General features: G+C 37.5%; 24 protein-coding genes. 19 read left to right on the forward strand and 5 right to left on the reverse strand.

Annotation, left to right across the window (positions count from 1 at the left end; translation table 11 throughout):
* Positions 1–156: 156 nt before the first annotated feature.
* Positions 157–915, forward strand: coding sequence for a 23S rRNA (guanosine(2251)-2'-O)-methyltransferase RlmB (rlmB, locus tag RGQ13_RS02590; protein ID WP_348391996.1), 759 nt, complete (start codon positions 157–159; stop codon positions 913–915).
* Positions 916–931: 16 nt separating this feature from the next.
* On the opposite strand, the gene RGQ13_RS02595 is transcribed toward rlmB, so the two are convergent.
* Together RGQ13_RS02595 and gspD are read right to left on the reverse strand one after the other, a co-directional pair.
* Positions 932–1,522, reverse strand: a complete 591-nt coding sequence (locus RGQ13_RS02595; protein ID WP_348391997.1) for a hypothetical protein — start codon at positions 1,520–1,522, stop codon at positions 932–934.
* Between the two features lie 69 nt (positions 1,523–1,591).
* Complete coding sequence (gene gspD / locus RGQ13_RS02600) at positions 1,592–3,448, reverse strand: type II secretion system secretin GspD (protein ID WP_348391998.1); 1,857 nt, start codon at positions 3,446–3,448, stop codon at positions 1,592–1,594.
* A 324-nt stretch (positions 3,449–3,772) separates the two neighbouring features.
* On the opposite strand from gspD, the gene rpsF reads away from it, so the two are divergent.
* The 4 genes from rpsF (at position 3,773) to rplI (ending at position 5,268) form a co-directional block, all read left to right on the forward strand.
* The gene (gene rpsF / locus RGQ13_RS02605) at positions 3,773–4,189 is read left to right on the forward strand and encodes a 30S ribosomal protein S6 (protein WP_348391999.1); all 417 of its coding nucleotides are present in this window, start codon (positions 3,773–3,775) and stop codon (positions 4,187–4,189) included.
* An 8-nt stretch (positions 4,190–4,197) separates the two neighbouring features.
* Positions 4,198–4,506 carry a primosomal replication protein N gene (priB, locus tag RGQ13_RS02610; RefSeq protein WP_348392000.1) on the forward strand — a complete coding sequence of 103 codons (309 nt, stop codon included), beginning with the start codon at positions 4,198–4,200 and terminating at the stop codon, positions 4,504–4,506.
* Positions 4,507–4,569: 63 nt separating this feature from the next.
* Positions 4,570–4,797 (forward strand): 30S ribosomal protein S18, encoded by a 228-nt coding sequence (gene rpsR, locus RGQ13_RS02615; protein ID WP_348392001.1) that lies wholly within the window; start codon positions 4,570–4,572, stop codon positions 4,795–4,797.
* Between the two features lie 18 nt (positions 4,798–4,815).
* The gene (rplI, locus tag RGQ13_RS02620; RefSeq protein ID WP_348392002.1) at positions 4,816–5,268 is read left to right on the forward strand and encodes a 50S ribosomal protein L9; all 453 of its coding nucleotides are present in this window, start codon (positions 4,816–4,818) and stop codon (positions 5,266–5,268) included.
* A gap of 186 nt (positions 5,269–5,454) precedes the next feature.
* Here the strand turns inward: rplI and dapA are convergent, their stop codons facing one another.
* Positions 5,455–6,363, reverse strand: coding sequence for a 4-hydroxy-tetrahydrodipicolinate synthase (gene dapA, locus RGQ13_RS02625; protein ID WP_348392003.1), 909 nt, complete (start codon positions 6,361–6,363; stop codon positions 5,455–5,457).
* Between the two features lie 211 nt (positions 6,364–6,574).
* Between dapA and RGQ13_RS02630 the strand changes: the two genes are divergently transcribed.
* Positions 6,575–7,306, forward strand: coding sequence for a complement resistance protein TraT (locus RGQ13_RS02630; RefSeq protein ID WP_348392004.1), 732 nt, complete (start codon positions 6,575–6,577; stop codon positions 7,304–7,306).
* A gap of 34 nt (positions 7,307–7,340) precedes the next feature.
* Positions 7,341–8,069 carry a complement resistance protein TraT gene (locus RGQ13_RS02635; RefSeq protein WP_348392005.1) on the forward strand — a complete coding sequence of 243 codons (729 nt, stop codon included), beginning with the start codon at positions 7,341–7,343 and terminating at the stop codon, positions 8,067–8,069.
* A gap of 183 nt (positions 8,070–8,252) precedes the next feature.
* On the opposite strand, the gene RGQ13_RS02640 is transcribed toward RGQ13_RS02635, so the two are convergent.
* Positions 8,253–9,200, reverse strand: a complete 948-nt coding sequence (locus RGQ13_RS02640) for a 1-aminocyclopropane-1-carboxylate deaminase/D-cysteine desulfhydrase (RefSeq protein WP_348392006.1) — start codon at positions 9,198–9,200, stop codon at positions 8,253–8,255.
* 162 nt (positions 9,201–9,362) lie between these two features.
* Here RGQ13_RS02640 and RGQ13_RS02645 point away from each other — a divergent pair, with 162 nt between their 5' ends.
* The 12 genes from RGQ13_RS02645 (at position 9,363) to RGQ13_RS02700 (ending at position 20,292) form a co-directional block, all read left to right on the forward strand.
* Positions 9,363–10,274, forward strand: a complete 912-nt coding sequence (locus RGQ13_RS02645) for a hypothetical protein (protein WP_348392007.1) — start codon at positions 9,363–9,365, stop codon at positions 10,272–10,274.
* Positions 10,267–10,872, forward strand: a complete 606-nt coding sequence (locus RGQ13_RS02650; RefSeq protein WP_348392008.1) for a hypothetical protein — start codon at positions 10,267–10,269, stop codon at positions 10,870–10,872. The genes RGQ13_RS02645 and RGQ13_RS02650 overlap by 8 nt, the downstream gene beginning before the upstream one ends.
* Entirely contained in the window at positions 10,872–11,549 is a 678-nt protein-coding gene (locus RGQ13_RS02655) for a hypothetical protein (RefSeq protein ID WP_348392009.1), read from the forward strand. The genes RGQ13_RS02650 and RGQ13_RS02655 overlap by 1 nt, the downstream gene beginning before the upstream one ends.
* Positions 11,542–11,850, forward strand: a complete 309-nt coding sequence (locus tag RGQ13_RS02660) for an MSHA biogenesis protein MshK (RefSeq protein WP_348392010.1) — start codon at positions 11,542–11,544, stop codon at positions 11,848–11,850. The genes RGQ13_RS02655 and RGQ13_RS02660 overlap by 8 nt, the downstream gene beginning before the upstream one ends.
* Before the next feature lie 11 nt (positions 11,851–11,861).
* On the forward strand, positions 11,862–13,550 hold the full coding sequence (mshL, locus tag RGQ13_RS02665) for a pilus (MSHA type) biogenesis protein MshL (protein ID WP_348392011.1): 1,689 nt from the start codon (positions 11,862–11,864) through the stop codon (positions 13,548–13,550).
* Positions 13,551–13,553: 3 nt separating this feature from the next.
* Positions 13,554–14,453 carry an ExeA family protein gene (locus RGQ13_RS02670; RefSeq protein ID WP_348392012.1) on the forward strand — a complete coding sequence of 300 codons (900 nt, stop codon included), beginning with the start codon at positions 13,554–13,556 and terminating at the stop codon, positions 14,451–14,453.
* Entirely contained in the window at positions 14,450–15,568 is a 1,119-nt protein-coding gene (locus RGQ13_RS02675) for a tetratricopeptide repeat protein (protein ID WP_348392013.1), read from the forward strand. Before RGQ13_RS02670 ends, RGQ13_RS02675 begins: the two co-directional genes overlap by 4 nt.
* Before the next feature lie 2 nt (positions 15,569–15,570).
* Entirely contained in the window at positions 15,571–17,274 is a 1,704-nt protein-coding gene (locus RGQ13_RS02680) for a GspE/PulE family protein (RefSeq protein ID WP_348392014.1), read from the forward strand.
* Between the two features lie 31 nt (positions 17,275–17,305).
* Positions 17,306–18,532 (forward strand): type II secretion system F family protein, encoded by a 1,227-nt coding sequence (locus RGQ13_RS02685; RefSeq protein WP_348392015.1) that lies wholly within the window; start codon positions 17,306–17,308, stop codon positions 18,530–18,532.
* A 2-nt stretch (positions 18,533–18,534) separates the two neighbouring features.
* The gene (locus RGQ13_RS02690) at positions 18,535–19,020 is read left to right on the forward strand and encodes a hypothetical protein (protein ID WP_348392016.1); all 486 of its coding nucleotides are present in this window, start codon (positions 18,535–18,537) and stop codon (positions 19,018–19,020) included.
* 76 nt (positions 19,021–19,096) lie between these two features.
* Entirely contained in the window at positions 19,097–19,711 is a 615-nt protein-coding gene (locus RGQ13_RS02695) for a prepilin-type N-terminal cleavage/methylation domain-containing protein (protein ID WP_348392017.1), read from the forward strand.
* A 131-nt stretch (positions 19,712–19,842) separates the two neighbouring features.
* Complete coding sequence (locus RGQ13_RS02700) at positions 19,843–20,292, forward strand: type II secretion system protein (protein WP_348392018.1); 450 nt, start codon at positions 19,843–19,845, stop codon at positions 20,290–20,292.
* 29 nt (positions 20,293–20,321) lie between these two features.
* On the opposite strand, the gene RGQ13_RS02705 is transcribed toward RGQ13_RS02700, so the two are convergent.
* Positions 20,322–22,055, reverse strand: coding sequence for a PglL family O-oligosaccharyltransferase (locus RGQ13_RS02705; protein ID WP_348392019.1), 1,734 nt, complete (start codon positions 22,053–22,055; stop codon positions 20,322–20,324).
* Positions 22,056–22,092 lie beyond the last annotated feature (37 nt).

Genomic DNA, 22,092 nt, shown 5'->3' on the forward strand with positions numbered 1-22,092 from the left:
ACTTGACGCCTAAGACCTGAGGTATCATTTCCTGAATTTATTTCAGGATCTCAGTCAATTTAATACTAGATCCTGAAATAAATTCAGGAAGACGAAAATGTTAAATCCAGAAATATGAGAAATTCTGGAATATATAACACCCAAAGAAGAGAACACATGGCAAAGCACGACGAATTAGTTTTTGGTATCCACGCAGTAACGGCTTTAATTAATAAAAGCCCTGAACGCTTTATTGAACTTTGGTGTTTAAAAGGGCGGGAAGACGAACGGTTGTTACCGATCATAAACTTAGCTCGTAAATACGGTGTATCTGTGCAATTAATGCATCGTAAAGCCTTGGATGACAAAAGTGAAGGCGAACAACATCAAGGCGTTATTGCTAAAGTAAAACCGGGTAAAGTGTTTACTGAACATGACTTAGAAGACATTGTTGAGAAAACAATAGCTAAAAAAGAACAACCATTCTTGTTGATTTTAGATGGCGTTACTGATCCACATAACCTTGGTGCTTGTTTACGTAATGCTGATGCAGCTGGTGTTCAGGCTATTGTGGTTCCTAAAGATAATGCCGCACGTATAACATCAACTGTACGTAAAGTAGCCGTAGGTGCCGCTGAAAGCATTCCATTAGTGCAAGTCACTAACCTCGCTCGTTCAATGAAGGCACTGCAAGAAATGGGTATTTGGATTATTGGCACTGCTGGCGAAGCAACGCAGTCATTATATGACTGTAAATTAACCGGTCCAATGGCACTTGTTATGGGCGCCGAAGGCAAAGGTATGCGCCGCTTAACTCGTGAAACGTGTGATGATTTGGTAAAGCTGCCTATGGCGGGCGAAGTTTCAAGCTTAAATGTATCGGTAGCGTCGGGTATTTGCTTGTTTGAAATTGTTCGTCAGCGACTTGTCTCCTAAACTTTAAATTAGCGTTCTATAGGGATAAGTTTATTCCTATAGAGAACTGTTGTTGTTCGTCACCTGCGATAACTTGGGCAAAGAAGTTTGACTTTTTATAGGCAATAATTGCAGATAATTCATCTTGAACTAGCTGCGTGCTCTCAATGTCTGTAGAAGCTAGAAACCCGACGCCAACATGTTGCATTTGATACTGATATTTTAGCTTTGTAAACAACCCCCATTCAGCATTAGTCAGCGCTTGTCGATGTATACCATCGATAACAGGTTGGGTGAAAAAGTACTTTTCTTCAGCGTCTATAGAGTGTAAATAAATGGCTAGCTGATGGTTCTGATGGAAAGACCTAAGCATACCTAATTTGTATTGTTGGCTTTCACGCTTATCAGATGTAGTAAATTCTGCCCCGATCATAATTGCATACTTAGCTATGGTTACATAAGCAGTTGTCGACAACCCAACTTCACTATTATTTTCACTAAAGTAAACATCCTCTCCTACTGTTGTTCCTTCAGTAAGAGTTAAAGCCATATCAAACGAATGCGCATAACTAACGCTAGAATATAGTGCTACTGTAATTAGTAATGTCGACTTAAAAGTTCTTAACATACTCTAACAATTTTTTTAGATAGTTCTATATCAGTTTAGTCGTTAAAATTGTATTTGATAACTTTACTATTAATCACTTACTTCGATTTGTGGCAATACAGGTATGTTTTCTTCTGGCATTAAGTTTAGACCTTTATCTCTTCGTTCCAGGCTCTTGTTTCTGATACTGTGATATTTCAGCTGGCTCATATAATCAGCATCACTGGCTAGACGTAAAATTGTCGGTTTGATAAACACCATTAAATTACGCTTCCTTACTGTTGTACTGGTTGAGCTGAATAGTCGACCCAAATAAGGAATATCACCTAAAAAAGGTACCTTTTGCTCTACCTCTTGCACGTCTTCATCGATTAAACCTCCAAGTACTATGGTGTCGCCATCTTCGGCTAACACTGTAGTGTTGATAGTGCGTTTATTTAAACTTACATCGACTCCTGATGTACCACTAACCGATGACACTTCTTGGGCAATAATTAACTGTACTGCTGTACCTTCGTTAATTTGTGGAGTTACCGTGAGTTTAATACCTACCTCTTGGCGTTCAACAGTTTGAAAAGGGTTAGAGTTGTTATCTCCTGCAGTCGAGCCGGTAATAATTGGGATCTCTTGACCAACTAAGAACGATGCTTCTTCATTGTCTACGGTGGTAATACTTGGCGTGGCTAAAATATTAGAATTAGTATTTACCGCTACTGCTTGTAATAGCGCGCCCCAATCATCGTTACCGATACCAACTATGGCACCTTTCGCGCCACTTAACATTTGCGTTAGAGCGTCATCTTCTGTTGTGTGTGATACTTCATCTTGATCGCTGTTTTTTGCTTGCAGTAATGAACCGATTGGGATTTGGGCATTATTAAATTGTACTAATCCTGCATTCTCGCCATACCATTGCACCCCTAAGTCCATGCCATCGGTTTCCAAAATTTCAACTATTATTGCTTCTACCAACACTTGCGCCCGACGAATATCTAATTTACGAATTACCGTTTCAAGCGCCGGAAATAACGACTGTTTGGCGGTGATAATTAAGGCATTAGTATCAGGGTGAGCATCAATATTTATGTTAGCTTTGGCTAGCTTGTCGCTGGTTGTTTGGGTGCTTGAGTTACTAACACCTTGTAAAATTTCCACAAGTTCTTCAGCGTTTGCATATTTTAGATAATAAATTCTGGTATTTCCTGCCAGTTTGAGCTTTGTATCTAACTGATTTATCAGTTTTGTAATTGCGACTCTGTTTTTCTCTGGTCCCGAAACAACGATTGCGTTACTGCGATTATCAGCGACAATCTTGGTGTTTAGCAGTGCATTGTTGCCTTTTTTACTTTGGCTCATCAATGTGGTTTCAATAATTACTACTAACTCACTAGCCGATGCGTGTGCCAACTGGATTATTTCTGTTCCAGTAACACCAAATTTATCGATGTTTTCAATTAACTTTGTTAACTGTTGAACTGAACTGGCACTACCGGTTAACACCACGACGTTTGCCGGATCATAACTTACGACATTACCGTTACCTGATTGATCGTTTAATTGTCGCAGTAACGGCGCTAACTCTCGTACTGTAATGTTTTCTACTTTTACAATTCTATGAACAATTTCATCGCCTATACCTGGACTACTGTTGTCACTGATACTAACGTTAGTTTTTTTAGCAGAATTATTCGGTAATACTTTAATAACGTCGCCTTCTGAAACCGCGGCATAGCCATAGACATTAAGCACGTTTAGAAAAAACTGATAGTACTGCTCTTTGTTTAGGCTTTGATAGCTGCGCACATTTATTAAGCCTTTCACTTTTGGGTCAATGATCATCGTTTTTTGCAAGTTTTTACCTACAACATCGATAAACTCATCGATTTCTGTACCATTAAAATTCGGCTGATAAGTGACTTCGGCATAAGCGGCAAAATTGCTGAACAATAGAATGCTGAATAGGAAGAAATTTTTAGGCGCAGCAGTGTTGCATATAAATGTAAACATAGAAAACGAAATTAGACTTTTATTGTCTATTAATCATAAGGTTATATGGTTTGTGAAGTTGTGATTATTGTCACCATGTTTGTAATTAATTGTATTTAGCAGCGGCTTTTCAGCTAAATTAAGGCTAACCAGCGAAGATGCTTGCTTTAATTGCTTATTTTCCCTACAATACGCGTCCTTAATTCAGCCTGAACTTTTTTGTTCCTTGCCTCAACTGGTGTTGGCTGAGCCAGATTATGAGGCTACAACCGTAAGGAGCTCGTAATGCGTCATTACGAAATCGTATTTATGGTTCACCCTGATCAGAGTGAACAAGTAACTGGTATGATCCAACGTTACTCAGACATGATCACTACTGCTGAAGGCAAAATCCACCGTCTAGAAGACTGGGGCCGTCGCCAATTAGCATACCCAATCAACAAACTGCACAAAGCACACTATGTTCTTTTGAACATTGAAGCGCCTCAGTCAGTTATTGATGAGTTAGAAACTTCTTTCCGTTATAACGATGTTGTTATTCGTAACATGATCATGCGCACTAAAGGCGCGGTAACTGAAGCATCACCTATGGCTGCTGCTAAAGATGACCGTCGCGATGACCGCCGCGAGAAAAGAGAAGTTACTAAAGAAGCTCCAGCTGCACCAGCACCAGTTGCTGAAGAAGCTGCAAGCGCAGAATAGTAATTTTAGTGACTGAAAATTGCCTTGAATTGGTAGGTTCGGTAGTTAAGGCTCCGGATGTATCAGTTAGCCCCGCGGGGATTGCCCATATTAAGTTTTCATTAGAGCATCGCTCTGTGCAAGCTGAAGATGGACTAAACCGCCAAGTATTCGTAAGAATGCAAGTAGTGGCAACAGGACAATGGTCACAAAAAATATCTCGTGAATTAATAGCGGGCAGTAACGTAAAAGTGAGTGGTTTTATTAACCGTCACGAAACTAGAAATGGTAATCCAATTTTAGTGTTACATGCATCGCAAATTGAAATGATTAAATAGGTGAATACATATATTAGCGCGTTTTTGTGCTAAAAAAGTAACACCATATATTAGGAGAAATCCATGTCACGTTTTTTTAGACGTCGTAAATTCTGCCGTTTTACTGCAGAGGGCGTTGCTGAGATCGATTACAAAGATATCGCAACGTTAAAAAACTATATCACTGAAAGTGGTAAAATCGTTCCTAGCCGTATCACTGGTACATCAGCTAAGTATCAACGTCAACTTGGTCGTGCGATCAAGCGTGCTCGTTACTTATCTTTGTTACCATATACTGATCTACACAAGTAACCTAAAGGGGCTATTAAAATGCAAGTAATTCTTCTTGATAAAATTGCCAAGTTAGGCGGCCTGGGTGATCAGGTAACAGTTAAGTCTGGTTATGCTCGTAACTACTTATTACCTCAAGGTAAAGCAGTTATAGCATCAAAAGCAAATGTTGAACACTTCGAAACTCGTCGTGCTGAACTAGAAGCTAAATTAGCTGGAGTTCTAGCTACTGCTGAAGCTCGTGCTGCTAAATTAGTAGAACTAGCTGAAGTTACTATTGCTTCTAAAGCTGGTGACGAAGGTAAATTGTTTGGTTCTATCGGTACTAACGATATTGCTGCTGCAATTACTGAAGCTGGTGTTGAAGTTGCTAAAGCAGAAGTTCGTCTTCCTTTAGGTTCAATCCGTGAAACTGGTACTAACGAAATCGTTATTCACCTTCACGCAGACGTAGACACAACTATCAACGTTGTTGTTATCGCTGAAGCTTAATTGTAATTTATTACAATGATCAAAAAAGCACCGCTTGCGGTGCTTTTTTTTTGATTCATGGATGAATCAATGCAAACCACCATGGATGGTTTTAGGTTTGTAAAGACATGGATGAATCAATGCAAACCACTATGGATGGTTTTAGGTTTGTAAAGACATGGATGAATCAATGCAAACCACATTTAGCTATATTTTATAAATAAAGTCACTGTCATCGAGCAAAGACACACTATCACCAACAATATCGTTGATATCTAATTTAGACATTAGCTCATAGCCTTGTTGACGTTGTTCTAAATTTAATGCGTGATATGGAACGCGGAAAATCTTATCAACTGCATTGGTCATCATTAATGCTGTGTTTATAGCTATCGGATTTGGCTCACAGAATAACCATTTCATCAAATCTTGCAATTCATTATTAAGCGCAGCATCGTTCTTATCCATTAAGGTGCGCATTAGCCCTGGAATAATATTAGAAGTCACTGAAATTACACCGTGCGAGCCAAATTGATGACGTCCATCAAAGCATTCATCATCATTACCTGACCAACAAGCAATACCTTGCTTTTCATAGAAGCTAATACGCTCATTACCGCCACACTCTTTAACGCCAATGAAGTTTTCATGGCTAGCTAAAGGTTCGATAATATCAGGCGTTAGGTCTTGGCCTGTTCTGCCGGGGACGTTATAGATAAATGCAGGACCAACGGCAAGAACACGAGTAAAGTGGTCAATAACGCCTGCTTTTGAAGTTCGGCCATAGTATGGATTGATTTGCAAAGCAGCATCCATTCCCAAAGCAAAGCCTTTCTCTGTGGCATTAACTGCTTCGCGGGTATTATTACTACCAGTGTTACCAACAATAATTAATCTGTCACTAAACTTGTTGGCACTGTGACCAATTAGCATTAGGTGCTCTTCCCAGTTAAGTAGATGACCTTCACCTGTGGTACCACCAACAACTATGCCGTCTACACCTGCTGATATTTGTTGTTCTACTAATTTATCATAAGTAGCAATATCAATATTACCGTCTTGGTTATAAGGTGTTTTTATCGCGGTAATTAAACTGGCCGACTTCAATCGTTTCATGTTATTTCTCAAATACTGATTTATTACGCTAATAGTATATAAATGTGCCTCTTTGGTCATCTTAAATTGCATAAATGGGCACTTAATAATTAAATTAATTCATTATTAATACTGCTTTGCCATTATTGTTTACAATTTATTTTATAAAAAACAGACACTTTCTTTCTCATATACTTTATTATTTAAATATTAAACATTGTCGGGAGTTTTAGTGGTTCGTTCTAAAGGGCTAATAACTATAATATTTTTATCATTGTTACTTGTTTTGACAGGTTGCAGTGCTTTAAGTACGTCGGTTAAAAAGAAAGACTTGGCGGTTGAAACTAAAATGTCATCAACAATAGTTTTAGATCCTGTAACGAAAGAAAAAAGAACAGTTTTCTTACAGCTGCGCAATACATCAGATAAACAAAGCTTAGATTATCAAACCCCTGTAGCTGAAGCTATTAAAGCTAAGGGCTATACTATTGTAGAAGATCCTGAAAAAGCTCACTTTTGGATACAAGCTAATATATTACAAGTTGGTAAATCTGACTTACGAACGATAAATGGCAAAACTGATCAAGGCTATGGTGCTGCCATTCAAGGTGCCAAAATTGGTTCTTTGTTTGGAGATGGTGATGGCGCGATAGCTGCAACCGTAGTTGGTGGGCTTATAGGTATTATTACCGATGCCATGGTAGATGATATTGTTTATGTGATGATCACCGATTTACAAATATCAGAGAAAGCTAAACTAGGCGTTGATATAACCGAAACCAATGATGCAACCCTTAAACAAGGCGATTCAGGTAAACAAACTCAAGAAAGCGTAGAAATAGTTGATAGAAAAAAATATCAAACCCGTATTACGTCTACTGCGAATCAGGTGAATTTAACGTTTGAAGAAGCTGAACAGCAGTTGCTTGAAGGTTTAATTCAATCGATGTCAGGTATATTATAAAAGAGCGGGCAGTTAGCCCACATAAGGATTGTTTATGAAAAAATTTAACAGATACTTTACCGGCTTATTTGTCGTATTTTTTACCTTGTCGCTTGTCGGCTGTGGTGCTTTACACACCTCAATTAAAAAACGTAATTTAGATGTGCAAACAAAAATGTCCTCTACTGTATGGCTTGATCCTGTTCCGCCAGAAAAACGTACAGTTTTCTTACAGTTAAGAAATACTTCAGATAAACCAGGTTTAACTTATGAAAATGAAGTAAGAGCAGCAATTGCCGCGAAAGGCTATCAAGTTATTGATAATCCAGATATAGCTCATTACTGGTTACAAGTTAATGTATTACAAGTAGGACGAACTGATTTACGCGCAGGAGACTCGTTTGGTAGTTTTGGCTCAGCAATTGCTGGTGCTGCAGCAGGTGCGCAATTTGGTGGCGGTAGTGGTCAAGTTGCCGCAGGTGTTGCCGGCGCAGGTTTAGGTGTTATTTTTGATGCTATGGTTGATGATAATTTATTTACTATGATCACTGACATTCAAATCTCTGAAAAAGTAAAAGATGGAGTCAGAGTCAATCAATCAGAAAAAGCAGTGTTAAAACAAGGTGAGTCAGGATCTAAAACTCAAACCAGTTCTGAAGTGGTTGATCGTAAGAAGTATCAAACACGAATAGTGTCACTTGCTAATAAGGCTAACTTAGAATTTGCAGAAGCAGAGCCACCACTGCGCGTTGGTTTGATTAACTCATTATCTGGAATGTTGTAGTTCAGAAATGAGGTTAATAGAAACTAAAACACTTTCTATGTAAAAGAGCACCGTCATCCCACCGTGCTTTTGGGTGGGATCTCCTAAATTCATAATGAGCCATTAATAAAACCACCTTTAAACTGGAGGAGGTTCCGCACAACAGCATTGCGGAATGACGGTGTAATTTTTCTTGTTTTGTTTTTATCTACTTCTGGTTGGAGCACGTTCTGGTACCGGCCAATCAGCGGGGCTTATTAAACCTCGTTCGGCCATGCCGCCAAGGCCTTGTAATCCTCCAGTGTGTAAAAGCATTATCTTAGCACCGGCCTCGAAATAACCTTGTTCCAATAAATCGAGTAAAGCTAAAATCATTTTACCTGAATAAACAGGCTCAAAGGGCACGCCTGTAGTTTGGCTAAATTGCAAAATTCGTGCGGCATCTTCAGCTTTGTACTTACCGTAACCACCACGATGGAATTGGTTTAATACTTGCCAATTGTTACAGCTCTTAGCTGAGTCTTTGAGTAATGTATTAACTTCTTCAGTTAAATAACCTTGTTGTTTTAAAACGGCTACTCCCAGTATTTTATGTTGGTTGTTATCGGCTTTAACTAATCCTGCAAGAGTGCCGCCACTGCCAACTGGGGTTAATAAATAATCATAAGCAATTTGATCATTTAATTCTGTGATTACTTCGCTCATACCCGCTAGAGCTAATTGATTACTTCCACCTTCAGGAACAATAAATGCATTAGGATATTGATATTGCAGCTCTTCAATAAAATCAGCATTATTGCGCTGTTTATATGTCTGTCGGTCAACAAACTCTAACTCCATCCCCCAGTGCTTTGCCCAACTTAAAGTGAAATTGTGCTGATACTGCTCTTCACCTCGAATAATACCAATGCTTTGTAAGTTATGTTGAGAGCAAGCAAAGGCTAATGCGTGAATATGATTTGAAAAAGCACCGCCAAAACTAAGGATTTGTTGATAACCTAGTTCTTTAGCCGAAAGTAAGTTGTATTTTAGTTTTCGCCATTTATTACCAGATACTATTGGATGAATTAAATCATCACGTTTAATGAAAACTTCAACCTTATGTTCATTAAAGCTCGAGTGAAAAAGTTGATTTACTGGACTTAAATTCATCTAATTGTTCCAAACATGGCAAATTACTGATTTTCTTCATATATTGATAATATAATAAATATCTTGCACCAAAGAGCAAATAGGCGATAATGGTTTAAGGCTTGGGTAGTGGTGCTTTACGCATTATGACTTCTTTGCCCTAGTAAAGGTAATAAAAATAAGATGTTAAATGGATTAAAAACACTTTTTAATAAAAAGTCTGTAGACAGTAAATTTGGTATAGCTCTAAGAAGCCAGGCAGGTTCGTACGCCTTAGATAAAGGCGAAGACACTGATATACAAGCCGGTGAATATTTTACCGAAACCAGCGAAAGTGCTGGTGATTGGCTTGATGATTTGCTTTCTAGCCATAATTTTCAAGGCTCTGGCCACCTAGTTCTTTCAGCTAGTCATTACTACAATGTGCAAATAAATAAACCTGACTTGCCAGATAATGAAATTCCTTCTGCAATAAAATGGCTTGTTAAAGATATTGTTCCAATAGATCCCGATGAAATGATCGCCGACTATTACGATTCTCCGGTAATTGTTTCTGGCACACAAAAAATTAATGTGGTGTGCAGCCATTTAACCAGTTTAAAAAAATATACGGATAGTTTTAAACGCTACCAAGTTGATCTTGAAGGAATTATTACCGATGAATTTGCATTTGCAAATCTACTATCACACAGAAAACACTCTACTTTAATTATATGCCAGCAACCGTTCGAAGAAGTTTTTCTTATTATTGTCAAAGAAGGCCAAATATACTTTTCTAGACGATTAAGAGGTTTTAGTGATGTTGGTGGTTATTCAACTGAACAACTTAGTAAAGGCATTTGCGATTCGTTAAGTTTAGAAGTACAAAAGTCGATGGATTACTTTGAACGTATACTTAAGCAAACTCCGGTTAGTGAAATTAAAGTATTACTGCCAGTGAAACATGAAAATTTTATCATTGAAAATTTAGATAAAAACACTAATGCGCAAGTTTCAAAATTAGATTTACCGTCACCGTTTGAACAAATGCGTAATTGTGCTGCTAGTGTAGGCGGTTTAATCGAGTTTGAAAGAAAAGGAGCCGAAAATGACTAAGGCTCGTATTAATTTATTAAGAGATGAATTAGTTGCAGTTCAAACGTGGTTAACATTAACTAATGTAGTACGAGTATGGGCAGTTTTCTTGCTGATATGCATACTTATAACTGCATACTTTAATGTAAATTACTCAACATTAAATCAGCAACATAGCGCTCTAAAAAAGAAAAATGTGCAATTGTCTAATCAATTGGAACAGTACGAAGACATATTAAGCTCTCGAGTAGTTGACCCTAGAAAAGTAAACCGCTTATCACGACTTAAATTTATTTTTCAAAATAAACAGGTATTACACCGACAACTTACTGACCAAACTCAAATTAGACTAAGTGGCTTTGCCGATATTATGACTGAAATAGCAGAATATCATAACCGCGAGGTTAGCTTGAAGTCAGTAAATATTATCGAAGATAGCATTAGCATGCATGGCCTTGCTCGCAATGCTGATTCAGTTCCTCTTTGGCTATCAGGGTTTAAAGACTCTGTTTTTATGGCCGGCAAACGTTTTTCTGAATTTAATTTAAATGTTAATGAAGATGGTGATACATCCTTTGCAGTCAGCTCTACTCTTGCTCAAGATATGGAGAATAAATAATGCAAAAACAATGGTTTGTATTTTCAGAAAAATTTTCTAAGTTAAGTGTACGCGAGCAATATATTATCTTACTCGCGGGTGTTGTTGTTTTCTTTTTATTATTTAATGCGTTTGCTTTTGAAAGCGCACAAAGTAAAAGCAAACGAACAAGTAACTCAATCGCCCAACTTAAAAGCCAAAATAGTAAAGTAACCCTAGAATCGGCTAAAGCACAAGTTAAATTAGCCAACGATCCTAATAAAGAACTCGATAAAAAAATAGCTCAATATCGTAGTAAATTAGACGATATAGACAATGAACTGCTCTCGTTGACTGATGAACTTATTTCACCAAGCAAAATGCGTAAGGCGTTGCAAGATATGCTTAAATTGTCACCAGGGGTTAAGTTAATTTCATTTAGCGCGATGGCGCCAGAGCCTCTGATAAAAGATGAACTTAGCACGGAAAAAGCATTACCCGAAAGTTCTTCTAAGACAATTGATTTATATCGTCATACTATTCGAATCAGTCTGCAAGGTAACTATTTTCAACTACGCGATTATTTGAAAAATGTAGAGCAACTTTCATGGTCTTTTTATTGGCATGAATTTGATTATATCGTTGACGAATATCCTTCAGCTACATTGAATATAGAAATGTACAGCTTAAGTACAAGGAAGGAGTTTATTGGTGTTTAAAATTTTCCTTTTAACTTTGCTCACTTTGTTCTCTTTAAATATTAATGCTGAACAACTTGATCCAACAAAACCATTTTCAAAATCTATTACAGATAGAGAATCTGTAAAGCAAAACTTGAAATTGTATTCGATTATAAGTTCAGGCAACTCACGCAAAGCCATTATAAACAAAAAAATTATGGTTGTAGGTGATAGCCTTGATGAATTTAAAGTTATTAAAATAGAAAAACAAAAAGTAGTATTACAAAGTTCTTCAGAAACGATAGAGCTAGTCTTGTTTACTAACGCTTTGACCAAATAAGTAGAAATAATATGAAAAAGCATTTGTTGTTAAGTTTAATCTGTACCACGGCAATAACCTTGTCGGGTTGTTCTTCCACTGCCGAACAGCCCAAAGAAAAAGTGAAGCAAGAAGAGCCCAAAGATGTACTTGATGATTCAATAAAAAGTAATAAACCGGCAACAACAAAGCCTCTTTCGCAAGTTCCGTTGGCTGTTCAACAAGATATTATGCAACAGGGGTTGGCTGCTGCTCGTGATTCATTGATGATTGAAAAACGTATGGATATCGCTGCTAATCAAATTCCGGCAAAAGACTTCTTTTCAGCAATAGTTAGTGATAGTGATTACTCAATAGCCATACACCCTGATGTTGAAGGTGAAATAACCTTAAATTTAACTGAAGTAACACTATCTGAGATTTTAGATATTGTTCAAGATATTTATGGTTTTGATATAAAGAAAACTAATAGAATAATTCAAGTATATCCAGCTGGCATGCGCACTCAAACCATTGCCCTCGATTATCTATTTTTAAAACGTTCGGGATTATCTACTACCAGTATTAACTCGGGTGGTGTTTCAAGTAACGATCCAAATTCAGGTAGCAATAGCCAAAACGGAAACAATGGTTCAAATAATAACGGCTCATCTAATAGTAACAGCTCTTCAAATGGCAACAGTCAAGGCAATAGCCAGGGCCAACGCAGCGGCATCAATATTTATACAGAAAACGAATCCGATTACTGGTTAGAGTTAGAAGAAACACTGCAAGCTTTAATCGGTACTGAAGATGGACGTACCGTAATAGTATCGCCACAAGCGGGTTTAATTACGGTAAAAGCCTTGCCTAATGAAATTAAAGCTTTAGAAAGCTTTATTGAACAGTCGCAACAGCACCTGCGCAGACAAGTTATTATTGAAGCGAAAATTTTAGAAGTTACCCTCAATGATGATTACCAACAAGGTATATCTTGGGCTGCAATTGGTGATGTTGATAGTGGTAATGTTGGTTTTACTAGCACCGGCAACATTGCTGGCAATGGTATTTCCTCTGTTATTGGTGGCGGTGGTAGTTTAGCTTTATCGGGCACCGACTTTTCAGGCTTAATAACTTTGTTGTCTACCCAAGGTAAAGTACAGGTACTGTCGAGCCCAAGAGTAACTGCAACTAATAATCAAAAAGCGGTAATCAAAGTCGGCGAAGATGAGTACTTTGTCACTGAGGTATCAAGTACAACTATTACTGGTAACGCCACAACAGTAACTCCTGAAATCGAGTTAACGCCTTTCTTTTCTGGTATTGCTTTGGACGTAACCCCACAAATTAATGAATCAGGTGAAGTGATTTTACATGTTCACCCTTCAGTAACGGTGACTACCGAGCAACTTAAGAGCTTAACCTTTAACCAAGAAGACATTTCACTACCTTTAGCAAAATCTAGGGTAAGAGAGTCTGACACTATCGTTAAGGCTAAATCTGGTGAAGTTATTGTTTTAGGTGGATTAATTGAATCGAGCAAGTCTGAGATTGAATCGAAAACACCTTATTTAGGTGATATTCCATTTTTAGGTGAGTTATTTACCAATCGTAGCGAATCAATTGTCAAAAAAGAGTTAGTGATCCTGTTGAAGCCTGTCGTGATTGGCAAAGAAACATGGCAAGATCAAATCAAAGAAGCGCGTTCATTGTTACAAAAATGGTTTCCTGAAAGCGAGTAAACAATGTATTTGTACCATTATGGCATGTCAGAGTTACCTTTTACTCTGACTCCCAACACCAATTTTTACTTAGGGCTTCAACCACATGATGAAGCCCTTGATGTTTTATTGGTTGCGCTAAAAAATGGTGAAGGTTTTATCAAGGTTATCGGTGAAGTTGGTACCGGGAAAACATTAATTTGTCGTAAATTATTAAATGATATACCTGAACATTTTGTAACTGCTTATATTCCCAATCCATATTTGAAACCGGATGAGTTACGACGTGCTTTAGCAACTGAATTAGGTATTAAGCAAGCTCAACGGATGAACGTAAACTTGTTGAGCGAACGCATTCAAAAAAGGCTATTAGAGCTTCATAGTAGTGGTCATTCGGTTGTGTTAATTCTTGATGAAGCACAAGCGTTACCGGAAGAAAGCTTAGAAGCATTAAGATTATTTACTAACTTAGAAACAGAAACACGTAAATTATTACAAGTAGTATTATTTGCTCAGCCTGAGTTAGACCAACGCTTAAATGAGAATAAATTTAGACAGCTTAAACAACGCATCACTTTTGCATATAAATTAAGAACAATGAGTCGTAATGAAGTACAGCATTACATCGAACATCGACTACGAGTTGCTGGTTATAAAGGACAAAGTTTGTTTTCAGAATCATTATACAAACATATTGCAAAAGTAAGCTGTGGTACGCCAAGGTTAGTGAATGTACTTTGCCATAAAATTTTGATGCTTTGTTATGGCCAAGGTAAATATGTTGCATCGGCAAAAGATGTAGCTTTAGCAATTAAAGATACTGAATCGGTACAAGAATCCCGCCGTTTTGGTTGGCCCTTATTGGTAAGTGGATCGGCAATAATTACAATGATGAGTATGGTTTATTTTGAGGTTTTATTATGAGCGTAATTAATGAAATGCTTAAAGACCTAGATAAGCGTAAGGCAGATGAGCAAGCAATTGCTAATGGGCAATATCAAAGTCGCTCGACAGCAACTGCCACGAACAAAAATTTCAATTCTATTATTATCGCAATATTAATTACTGCGAGTGTCTGTATAGCGGCTATGTATTTCTTATATGCCAATGTAAACAAAGTATCTTCAACTCCTATTTTTGTCGAAAAAACAGCAGCTGCTGAGCCGTTAAAGGTTGAACCACAAACGATTAAACCTAAGGTTGTTGTGTCTGCAACAGATAATGCTGAAATGCTGAGTCAGAAAGAAAATAATACGAGTGAAATTTCTAGCAACGAATATGTAAATGTAAAATCGACTGAGTCTGAGAAAATAGAGCCTGTTGCAAATGTTGTTTTAGCAAAATCAGAGCCTTCAGTAGTAACAGCGTTACCTGTTGATATGACTAGCTTGCCAACAGAAGATTCCTCGGTAAAGCCAGTAAATAATGCAGATAAAAAGTCATCTCTAGTGATCTCTAAAGTTGATTTAACACCAGAACAGCTAGCGATTAAAAAGTTAAATATTGCCAAACGAGCTTTACAAAATGGTCAGTTAAAAAAAGCTGAAGCATTGCTAGAGGAAGCTATTATTTTACAGCCTTACTATATTGAAGCTCGCAAAGAATTAGCCGCGTTATGGTTTGGACGTAAGACGTATAAACCGGCAAAGAACTTATTAGCACAAGGTGTATTGCTATTACCTAAGAATGAAGACTTTCGCTTAATGCTAGCGCGCATTTATTCCTTTGAAGGTAACAATGAAAAAGCATTTAAAGTATTAAGTGAGTTATCTACCAGTAAACTTTTAGAATATCAGCTGGCATTGGCATCTATGGCGTCACAAAGTGATCACCATGTAGCGGCTATTAATGCCTACAATAAACTTTTGGTAATGCGCCCTGAGCAAAGTCGTTGGTGGCTGGCGTTAGCGATATCTTATGACAGTAATGAACAATACCAACCCGCTACATCGGCTTATCAAAAAGCAATTGCTTTAGGCCTGCTTTCAAATAATTCATTACAGTTTGCTAGGCAACGACTTGCCGAGTTGGAGGGTTAATAATGGCAACACCTAAATTAAAATTACGTTTGGGCGACTTATTAGTTGAAGAGAATATCATCTCCGATGATCAACTTTCTCATGCGCTGCAACTACAAAATACCACTCATCGTAAATTGGGTGATTCATTAATTGAATTAGGTTTTATTAGTGAAAGGCAATTATTGCAATTTTTAGCTAAACAAATGAGTTTGCCGTTTATTGATATTACCCAGCGCTTTATTGCTCCTAATGTAGTTGACCTATTGCCTGAAGTGCATGCTCGTCGTCTAAGAACTTTGGTGCTTGAATATGATGACGATACAGTTTTATTAGGAATGAGCGACCCTGCGGATCTCAACGCGCTAGATCAATTAGAAATTTATCTAGCGCCAAGAGAGCTAAAACTTGCCGCTGTTGCAGAATCGCAAATATTTAGTGCCTTTGATAATTTATACAGACGTACTGCTGAAATAGAATCTTTTGCCAGTCAGCTTGAAGAAGAATATGTTGATGCCAAAGAAGTTGATTTTGGCGCAGAGAGTGAAGGCAGTGATGCAACTGTTGATAAACTTTTACAATCGGTTTTTGAAGATGCTGTGCAAATGCGAGCCTCAGACGTTCATATTGAACCAGAGAAAGATCGCTTGCGAATACGACAGCGCGTTGATGGTATTTTACAAGAAAGTATTATTAACCAAGCAAAAATAGCCAATGCTTTAGTGCTGAAGCTAAAGCTGATGGCCAGCCTAGATATTTCTGAAAAACGTTTACCACAAGATGGGCGTTTTCATTTGCGTATTAAGGGTCATGAAATAGACGTGCGTATGTCGACCATGCCGGTGCAATTTGGTGAATCCGTAGTTATGCGTTTGCTTGATCAAACCGGCGGTATTATTAGGCTGGAACAAACTGGTTTACCTGATGATTTGATTAAACGATTAAGGTTACAAATAACCCGTTCAAATGGCATGGTATTAGTTACGGGCCCTACAGGTAGTGGTAAAACCACAACTCTTTATGCAGCACTAGCCGAGTTAAACAAGCCTGAAACCAAAATTATTACCGTAGAAGATCCGGTTGAATATCGTTTGCCACGGATTAATCAGGTGCAAGTAAGCGATAAAATTGATTTGAGCTTTGCCCGAGTATTAAGAACAGCACTTCGCCAAGATCCTGATGTATTAATGGTTGGAGAAATGCGAGACTCTGAAACTGTCGATATTGGTATGCGTGGAGCGTTAACCGGTCATATGGTACTTTCCACCTTACACACTAATGATGCAATTACCTCGGCAATTCGGTTAATTGATATGGGCGCACCAGGATTTTTAGTAAGTAGTGCGCTGCGAGCAATCGTTGCACAAAGACTAGTTCGTAGAATTTGTCCAAGTTGTACCATCGAACATGAATTAGAGCCGCAGGAAAGTATCTGGCTTGAGAATTTAACTGGTAACAAGCCAAGTGTTCAATTTCACAAAGGCAGTGGGTGTCAGTCTTGTAACTATAGTGGTTATCGAGGGCGAGTTGGTGTGTTTGAACTTTTAGAGCTAGACACTCCAATGATGAACGCATTGAAAAATGAAGATACAGTAGAATTTAGCCGCGTAGCAAAACAAAGTAAAGGTTATCGTCCTTTGGCTGTAGCAGCATACGATTATGCCATGCAAGGTGTAACTACAGTAGATGAAGTTTTACGTTTAACTGAAGTGATAGATATTAATTAAACTAACCTCAACTCAGGATAATGAGTAAATAATGGCAGTATTTCATTACATTGGCCGAAGTAGTCACGGCAAGCAGGTTTCGGGCGCAATTGATGCGAGCTCGAGCACCGCTGTGGCTGAACAGTTAAGTAAGCAAAGTATTATTCCCATCACAATTAAAGCGGCAACAAATGAGTCTTCAACAACAAACATTAATTTGTCGAGTTTGTTAGTCTCAAAAAAAGTATCACCTATAGATATGATCATGTTTTGTCGGCAAATGTATGCGTTAATGCGGTCAGGCGTACCAATATTAAGCGCAATGCGGGGATTAGCTGAAACGACTAAATCTAAAGCTTTGCAGGATGTGTTATTTGCCATCCATGAGAAATTAGAAAAAGGTTTTAGTTTATCTTCATCAATGGCGAACTATCCACAGGTGTTTGGTAAGTTAATGGTGTCGGTTGTGCATGTTGGTGAAAATACAGGTCAACTTGATGAGTCATTTGCCAAACTGGCCCAATATTTAGAACGCGAAGAAGAAACCAAAAAAAATATAAAACAAGCAATGCGATATCCTAGCTTTGTTATTATCGCCATAGTTATTGCTATGTTTATTTTAAATATTTGGGTTATTCCAATTTTTGCTGACATGTTCAAGCAATTCCAAACTGAGCTACCAATAACAACACAATGGCTGATTGCCAGTTCGAATTTTTTCACCAATTATTGGTGGCTAATTTTAGCCATTCTGTTTGCAAGTATTTTCTCATTTAAGCGCTATGTGGCAACTGAAGAAGGTTTATATAGTTGGGATAAACGTAAATTAAGTATTCCTCTTGTTGGAGAAATTATTGAACGTTCTTTGCTCGCAAGATTTTCTCATAGCTTTTCAATCGTACTAAAAGCTGGGATCCCAATTACCACAGGGTTAAGCTTAAGCGCAGATGCTATAGGTAACAGCTTTATGACCGATAAGGTTAGGAAAATGCGTCAACGGGTAGAAACCGGCGACACGTTGTTGCGTACAGCTAAAGCCAGTGAGCTTTTTACTCCGTTAGTTTTGCAAATGATCTCAGTGGGTGAAGAAACCGGTAAAATAGATGAACTACTTGAAGAAGTTGCTGAGTACTATGAACGTGAAGTCGATTATGATTTAAAAACTTTAACCGACAGAATAGAACCTATTTTAATCAGTTTTATGGCCGGTTTAGTGTTAATACTTGCTCTTGGTATATTTACGCCTATGTGGGATATGTACTCTGCAGTGCAAGGGTAATTATGGCAATACGTAATGTTAGCCAGATAAAAATATTACTTATCGTGGTTATTATTTTAGTGCTGATGGCGACATTTTTAAGCTATTTTAATAAAAATGAAGAAGACTTATATAAAACCAGTATGGCGGCTTCGGCTGCGGACTTTACCAGTAAAGTACTATTAATTCATTCGCAATGGTTTATGGAAGGTAAACCTGATAGCGTTACGATTAAACAGCGATTACCCAGTTCTGACGAACAGTTTGAATCGAAGGTATTTAATTTAAATGAATTTGGCTGGCCAGATTTAGTTCTTAATCATGACGCTTGTGAACGAATTTGGCAAAGAGTTACTGGTGCTGAAATGAAAGTGTTAAATAAACCGCTATTTGCTGTTGAACTAAAGAACAATACTAAGCAAAAGGCACGTATTTGCCGTTATCAATTAACTGAGCGAATGTATATTGAATACAATAGCTCTAATGGCAAAATAACTAATAAAAATTAGCAAGTTATTGAGATTTCAGTTGATTTAAACTCAATCTCTATTACAGTTAGAATTATAAACACAGTTTGAGGGAATTATGAAAAACAACAAACTAAAATTAAATAAAGGTTTCACCTTAATCGAACTGGTTATCGTTGTGGTATTACTTGGCTTATTAGCCGTAACCGCGATACCTAAATTCATTGACTTAACTGAGCAAGCTCAACAAGCAAACATTGAAGGTATGGCTGGTGGCTTTGCTACTGGTGTGTCGCTCGCGCGTGCACAATGGGAAGCTGAAGGGCGAACCAACGATGGCCAATATAATGTTGTTAACTATGACGGAAGTGATTTAATTCTTACTACTGAAAACCAGAACAATGGCGTTCGTCCAGGTTATCCAATAGGCATTGAAAACGGAAATGACTCATTAGAGTTGGCAGATTGTGTAGATATTTGGAACAATATCTTGCAACAACCTCCATTACTTACTAGTGATCTAGGTGAATTAAATGGTGTTGATACTGATAGCTATAAATATTTCGCGACAATAAGCGGTGCTGGCCCAATGAGCTCTTGCGTATATTTTTTAAAAGGTACTCTAGCAAAAGTTGATGATGCCTATACTGCACCTGCTGATGAAAATGTTGGCAATAATTTCTCTTACCAACCAGCAACAAGCTCAGTGGTAATCAATATAAACCAAAATTAATAGAATCTAGGTAGAAAACGAGCTGTTACTCAATCGTTACAAATGGATACAACTTATTGTTTACTTTTAATTTACAATGCCAGAATCAAATTAATTAACAACGAATTTAAATATTTATCAAGGGGTTCAGAATGAACAACAATAAAGGTTTTACACTAATCGAATTAGTAATCGTAATTGTAATTTTAGGTATTCTAGCCGCAACTGCTGCACCTAAGTTTTTAGACTTGACAGGTGATGCGCGTACATCTGTTATGAAAGGTGTCCAAGGTTCAGTAAACTCTGCTGCAGATATTGTTCATGCTAAAGCTCTCATTACTGGTCAAACTGCCGATAACGACTCTACAACATATCTTGAAGGTACATCTATTTCTATTGATAATGGCTGGCCGACAGCAGATGCCGCAGGTATCGGCTCTGCCATCGACTTAAGTACTGACAGTGGAGTATCTCAATCTGCAGCTGGTTCTACTTGGGTTTTCACACATGAAGATGCTACTGAAACTTGTGAAGTAATCTATGGTGAACCACAGAATGTTCAAGATCGACCTGTTGTGACCTCTGATTTAGATAATTGTTAATTTAACAACTCAGAATATGAATCAAAAGCCTACTTCTGTAGGCTTTTTTGATCTTGTTCAGTTGCAACTTCAACTTTTTTAACTGCATCCAAGCCCCAAACCTTTCTTTCAGGATATATTTTCTCAGCATCTAATATTAATGATATTGATATTTTCTCATCAATAGGCTCTCCAATATTATGTAACGTTTGAATTGCAGTGATCATATTTTGAAAAACCTTCTCCCTTGGTGTTAGTTCTACAGACCTTCTGCCCCATTCGATATAATCAACTAGTGCTTTAGCATCTTGATTAGCAAAACCAACCTCTAATCTATGATTATAAGTCACTCGCTCAGTTAGTGCTTTCCAAGGCAGCGGATTTATTATCCTTTTAATGAAAGCTTCATCATGGGGATCAGACTTAGCGTACTCTTTTAATAAATAACCAGTATGAAATGTGGTCAGCATAAATGGGATGATGATCACTAAGTTTATAATCGCAATAAATTTAACCAAAAATGTCTGCGGTAATGGCTTTATTGAAAATGACGTTAAGCCTTGTTGGGTAAAATTAATTATCAACAGAAACACCACCCAGTGTGGAACTGAGTGATAAAATGGGTACTCGGTTTGAGTATGCAGCAATATTGGTGTGAGCAATGCAATATAAGCAAATGCTTTTCTCGCATTGGTATTGGCAAACAAATAAAAGTACCCCAAGGCGAAAACCAATAATCCTAATATCGGTAAAATTCCACCTTCGACCCCCCATAGTAATATTTCATTGTGGGGATGATCTAAATTATCTAATGGCATTTTTAAATCAGGGTTTATTTGCATAATTGCTAAGTGAAACTCTCTATAGTTTCTTTCAAAATCACCATACCCAAACCCAGTTAAAGGCCGGTCATAAATCATGTGAGTAGATACGCGATACATGTCAGATCGCGCGCCAGCATCTTTATAAACCTCGCTACCTCTGTTAGGCGTTTCAATGAACGCTGTTGATAGAAATGCTGAACTAATGCCACTGATAATAATTAATAGTGCGAGGAATGTTTTTTTCATATTTTGTTTTAATACAAATGGCAGCATTAAAGCCAACGCGATTATTGCTCCTAAAAATCCAACTCGAGACTGTAAAAGCACAAGTAATAAAGCTGCTGAAAACAAGGTGAAAAATAATAGTGGTTTGTGCCATTTTTTATGTTCGTTGTCTTCAACCGTTGTAAATAAATATAATGCTAAAAGTAATCCTGTAGCCAAAAAGCTCGCTATAACATTAGGTTGTAAGAATAAGCCTATAGGCCTAGTCGAACCCGGAGTATAACCAGGCCAAAAGTCGGGCTCACTAACAAAATAGAACTGAAATAAACTAACAGTTGCTGATATTGAGATACCAATTAGTATCAAATAGAGAATGTCATTATTTTGGCTTTTATTTAATTGAAATTGGTTTATGGAAAACAAAAATATCAATCCAGTGAGCAGACCGAGTAAGCGTGGTATTGCATAATCAGTAAAATCACCACCGTACCACATAGGGACAAGCAATAGCGTAAAGCCAATAGCCAGAAACAGATGCAATTTATGAAAATATAATGTTTTAGTTACAGTGATTTGCCAAAGCCCAACGGCAATTATAATAGATACAACTATCCAGCTCATAACATTAAAAGGTAAATATAAGCCAGAGCCACCCGGAGTGATTAAGGTGAAATGCATGGCAAAAATAAAAAATAGCAGTAATACGAATCGAAATTTAGGGTAAAGACTTAACATTTTAAATTATTTTTATTACGAATAAGCTCAGTATAGA

It is taken from the genome of Thalassotalea psychrophila (assembly GCF_031583595.1).
In the GTDB taxonomy this organism is placed as follows: Bacteria; Pseudomonadota; Gammaproteobacteria; order Enterobacterales; family Alteromonadaceae; genus Thalassotalea_A; species Thalassotalea_A psychrophila.

Bases quoted from the DNA above. Each gene is read 5' to 3' on its own strand.
- rlmB (WP_348391996.1), top strand. From the start codon at position 157: ATGGCAAAGCACGACGAATTAGTTTTTGGTATCCACGCAGTAACGGCT.
- RGQ13_RS02595 (WP_348391997.1), bottom strand. From the start codon at position 1,522: ATGTTAAGAACTTTTAAGTCGACATTACTAATTACAGTAGCACTATAT.
- rpsF (WP_348391999.1), top strand. From the start codon at position 3,773: ATGCGTCATTACGAAATCGTATTTATGGTTCACCCTGATCAGAGTGAA.
- rpsR (WP_348392001.1), top strand. From the start codon at position 4,570: ATGTCACGTTTTTTTAGACGTCGTAAATTCTGCCGTTTTACTGCAGAG.
- rplI (WP_348392002.1), top strand. From the start codon at position 4,816: ATGCAAGTAATTCTTCTTGATAAAATTGCCAAGTTAGGCGGCCTGGGT.
- dapA (WP_348392003.1), bottom strand. From the start codon at position 6,363: ATGAAACGATTGAAGTCGGCCAGTTTAATTACCGCGATAAAAACACCT.
- RGQ13_RS02635 (WP_348392005.1), top strand. From the start codon at position 7,341: ATGAAAAAATTTAACAGATACTTTACCGGCTTATTTGTCGTATTTTTT.
- RGQ13_RS02640 (WP_348392006.1), bottom strand. From the start codon at position 9,200: ATGAATTTAAGTCCAGTAAATCAACTTTTTCACTCGAGCTTTAATGAA.
- RGQ13_RS02645 (WP_348392007.1), top strand. From the start codon at position 9,363: ATGTTAAATGGATTAAAAACACTTTTTAATAAAAAGTCTGTAGACAGT.
- RGQ13_RS02650 (WP_348392008.1), top strand. From the start codon at position 10,267: ATGACTAAGGCTCGTATTAATTTATTAAGAGATGAATTAGTTGCAGTT.
- RGQ13_RS02655 (WP_348392009.1), top strand. From the start codon at position 10,872: ATGCAAAAACAATGGTTTGTATTTTCAGAAAAATTTTCTAAGTTAAGT.
- mshL (WP_348392011.1), top strand. From the start codon at position 11,862: ATGAAAAAGCATTTGTTGTTAAGTTTAATCTGTACCACGGCAATAACC.
- RGQ13_RS02670 (WP_348392012.1), top strand. From the start codon at position 13,554: ATGTATTTGTACCATTATGGCATGTCAGAGTTACCTTTTACTCTGACT.
- RGQ13_RS02675 (WP_348392013.1), top strand. From the start codon at position 14,450: ATGAGCGTAATTAATGAAATGCTTAAAGACCTAGATAAGCGTAAGGCA.
- RGQ13_RS02680 (WP_348392014.1), top strand. From the start codon at position 15,571: ATGGCAACACCTAAATTAAAATTACGTTTGGGCGACTTATTAGTTGAA.
- RGQ13_RS02685 (WP_348392015.1), top strand. From the start codon at position 17,306: ATGGCAGTATTTCATTACATTGGCCGAAGTAGTCACGGCAAGCAGGTT.
- RGQ13_RS02690 (WP_348392016.1), top strand. From the start codon at position 18,535: ATGGCAATACGTAATGTTAGCCAGATAAAAATATTACTTATCGTGGTT.
- RGQ13_RS02695 (WP_348392017.1), top strand. From the start codon at position 19,097: ATGAAAAACAACAAACTAAAATTAAATAAAGGTTTCACCTTAATCGAA.
- RGQ13_RS02700 (WP_348392018.1), top strand. From the start codon at position 19,843: ATGAACAACAATAAAGGTTTTACACTAATCGAATTAGTAATCGTAATT.
- RGQ13_RS02705 (WP_348392019.1), bottom strand. From the start codon at position 22,055: ATGTTAAGTCTTTACCCTAAATTTCGATTCGTATTACTGCTATTTTTT.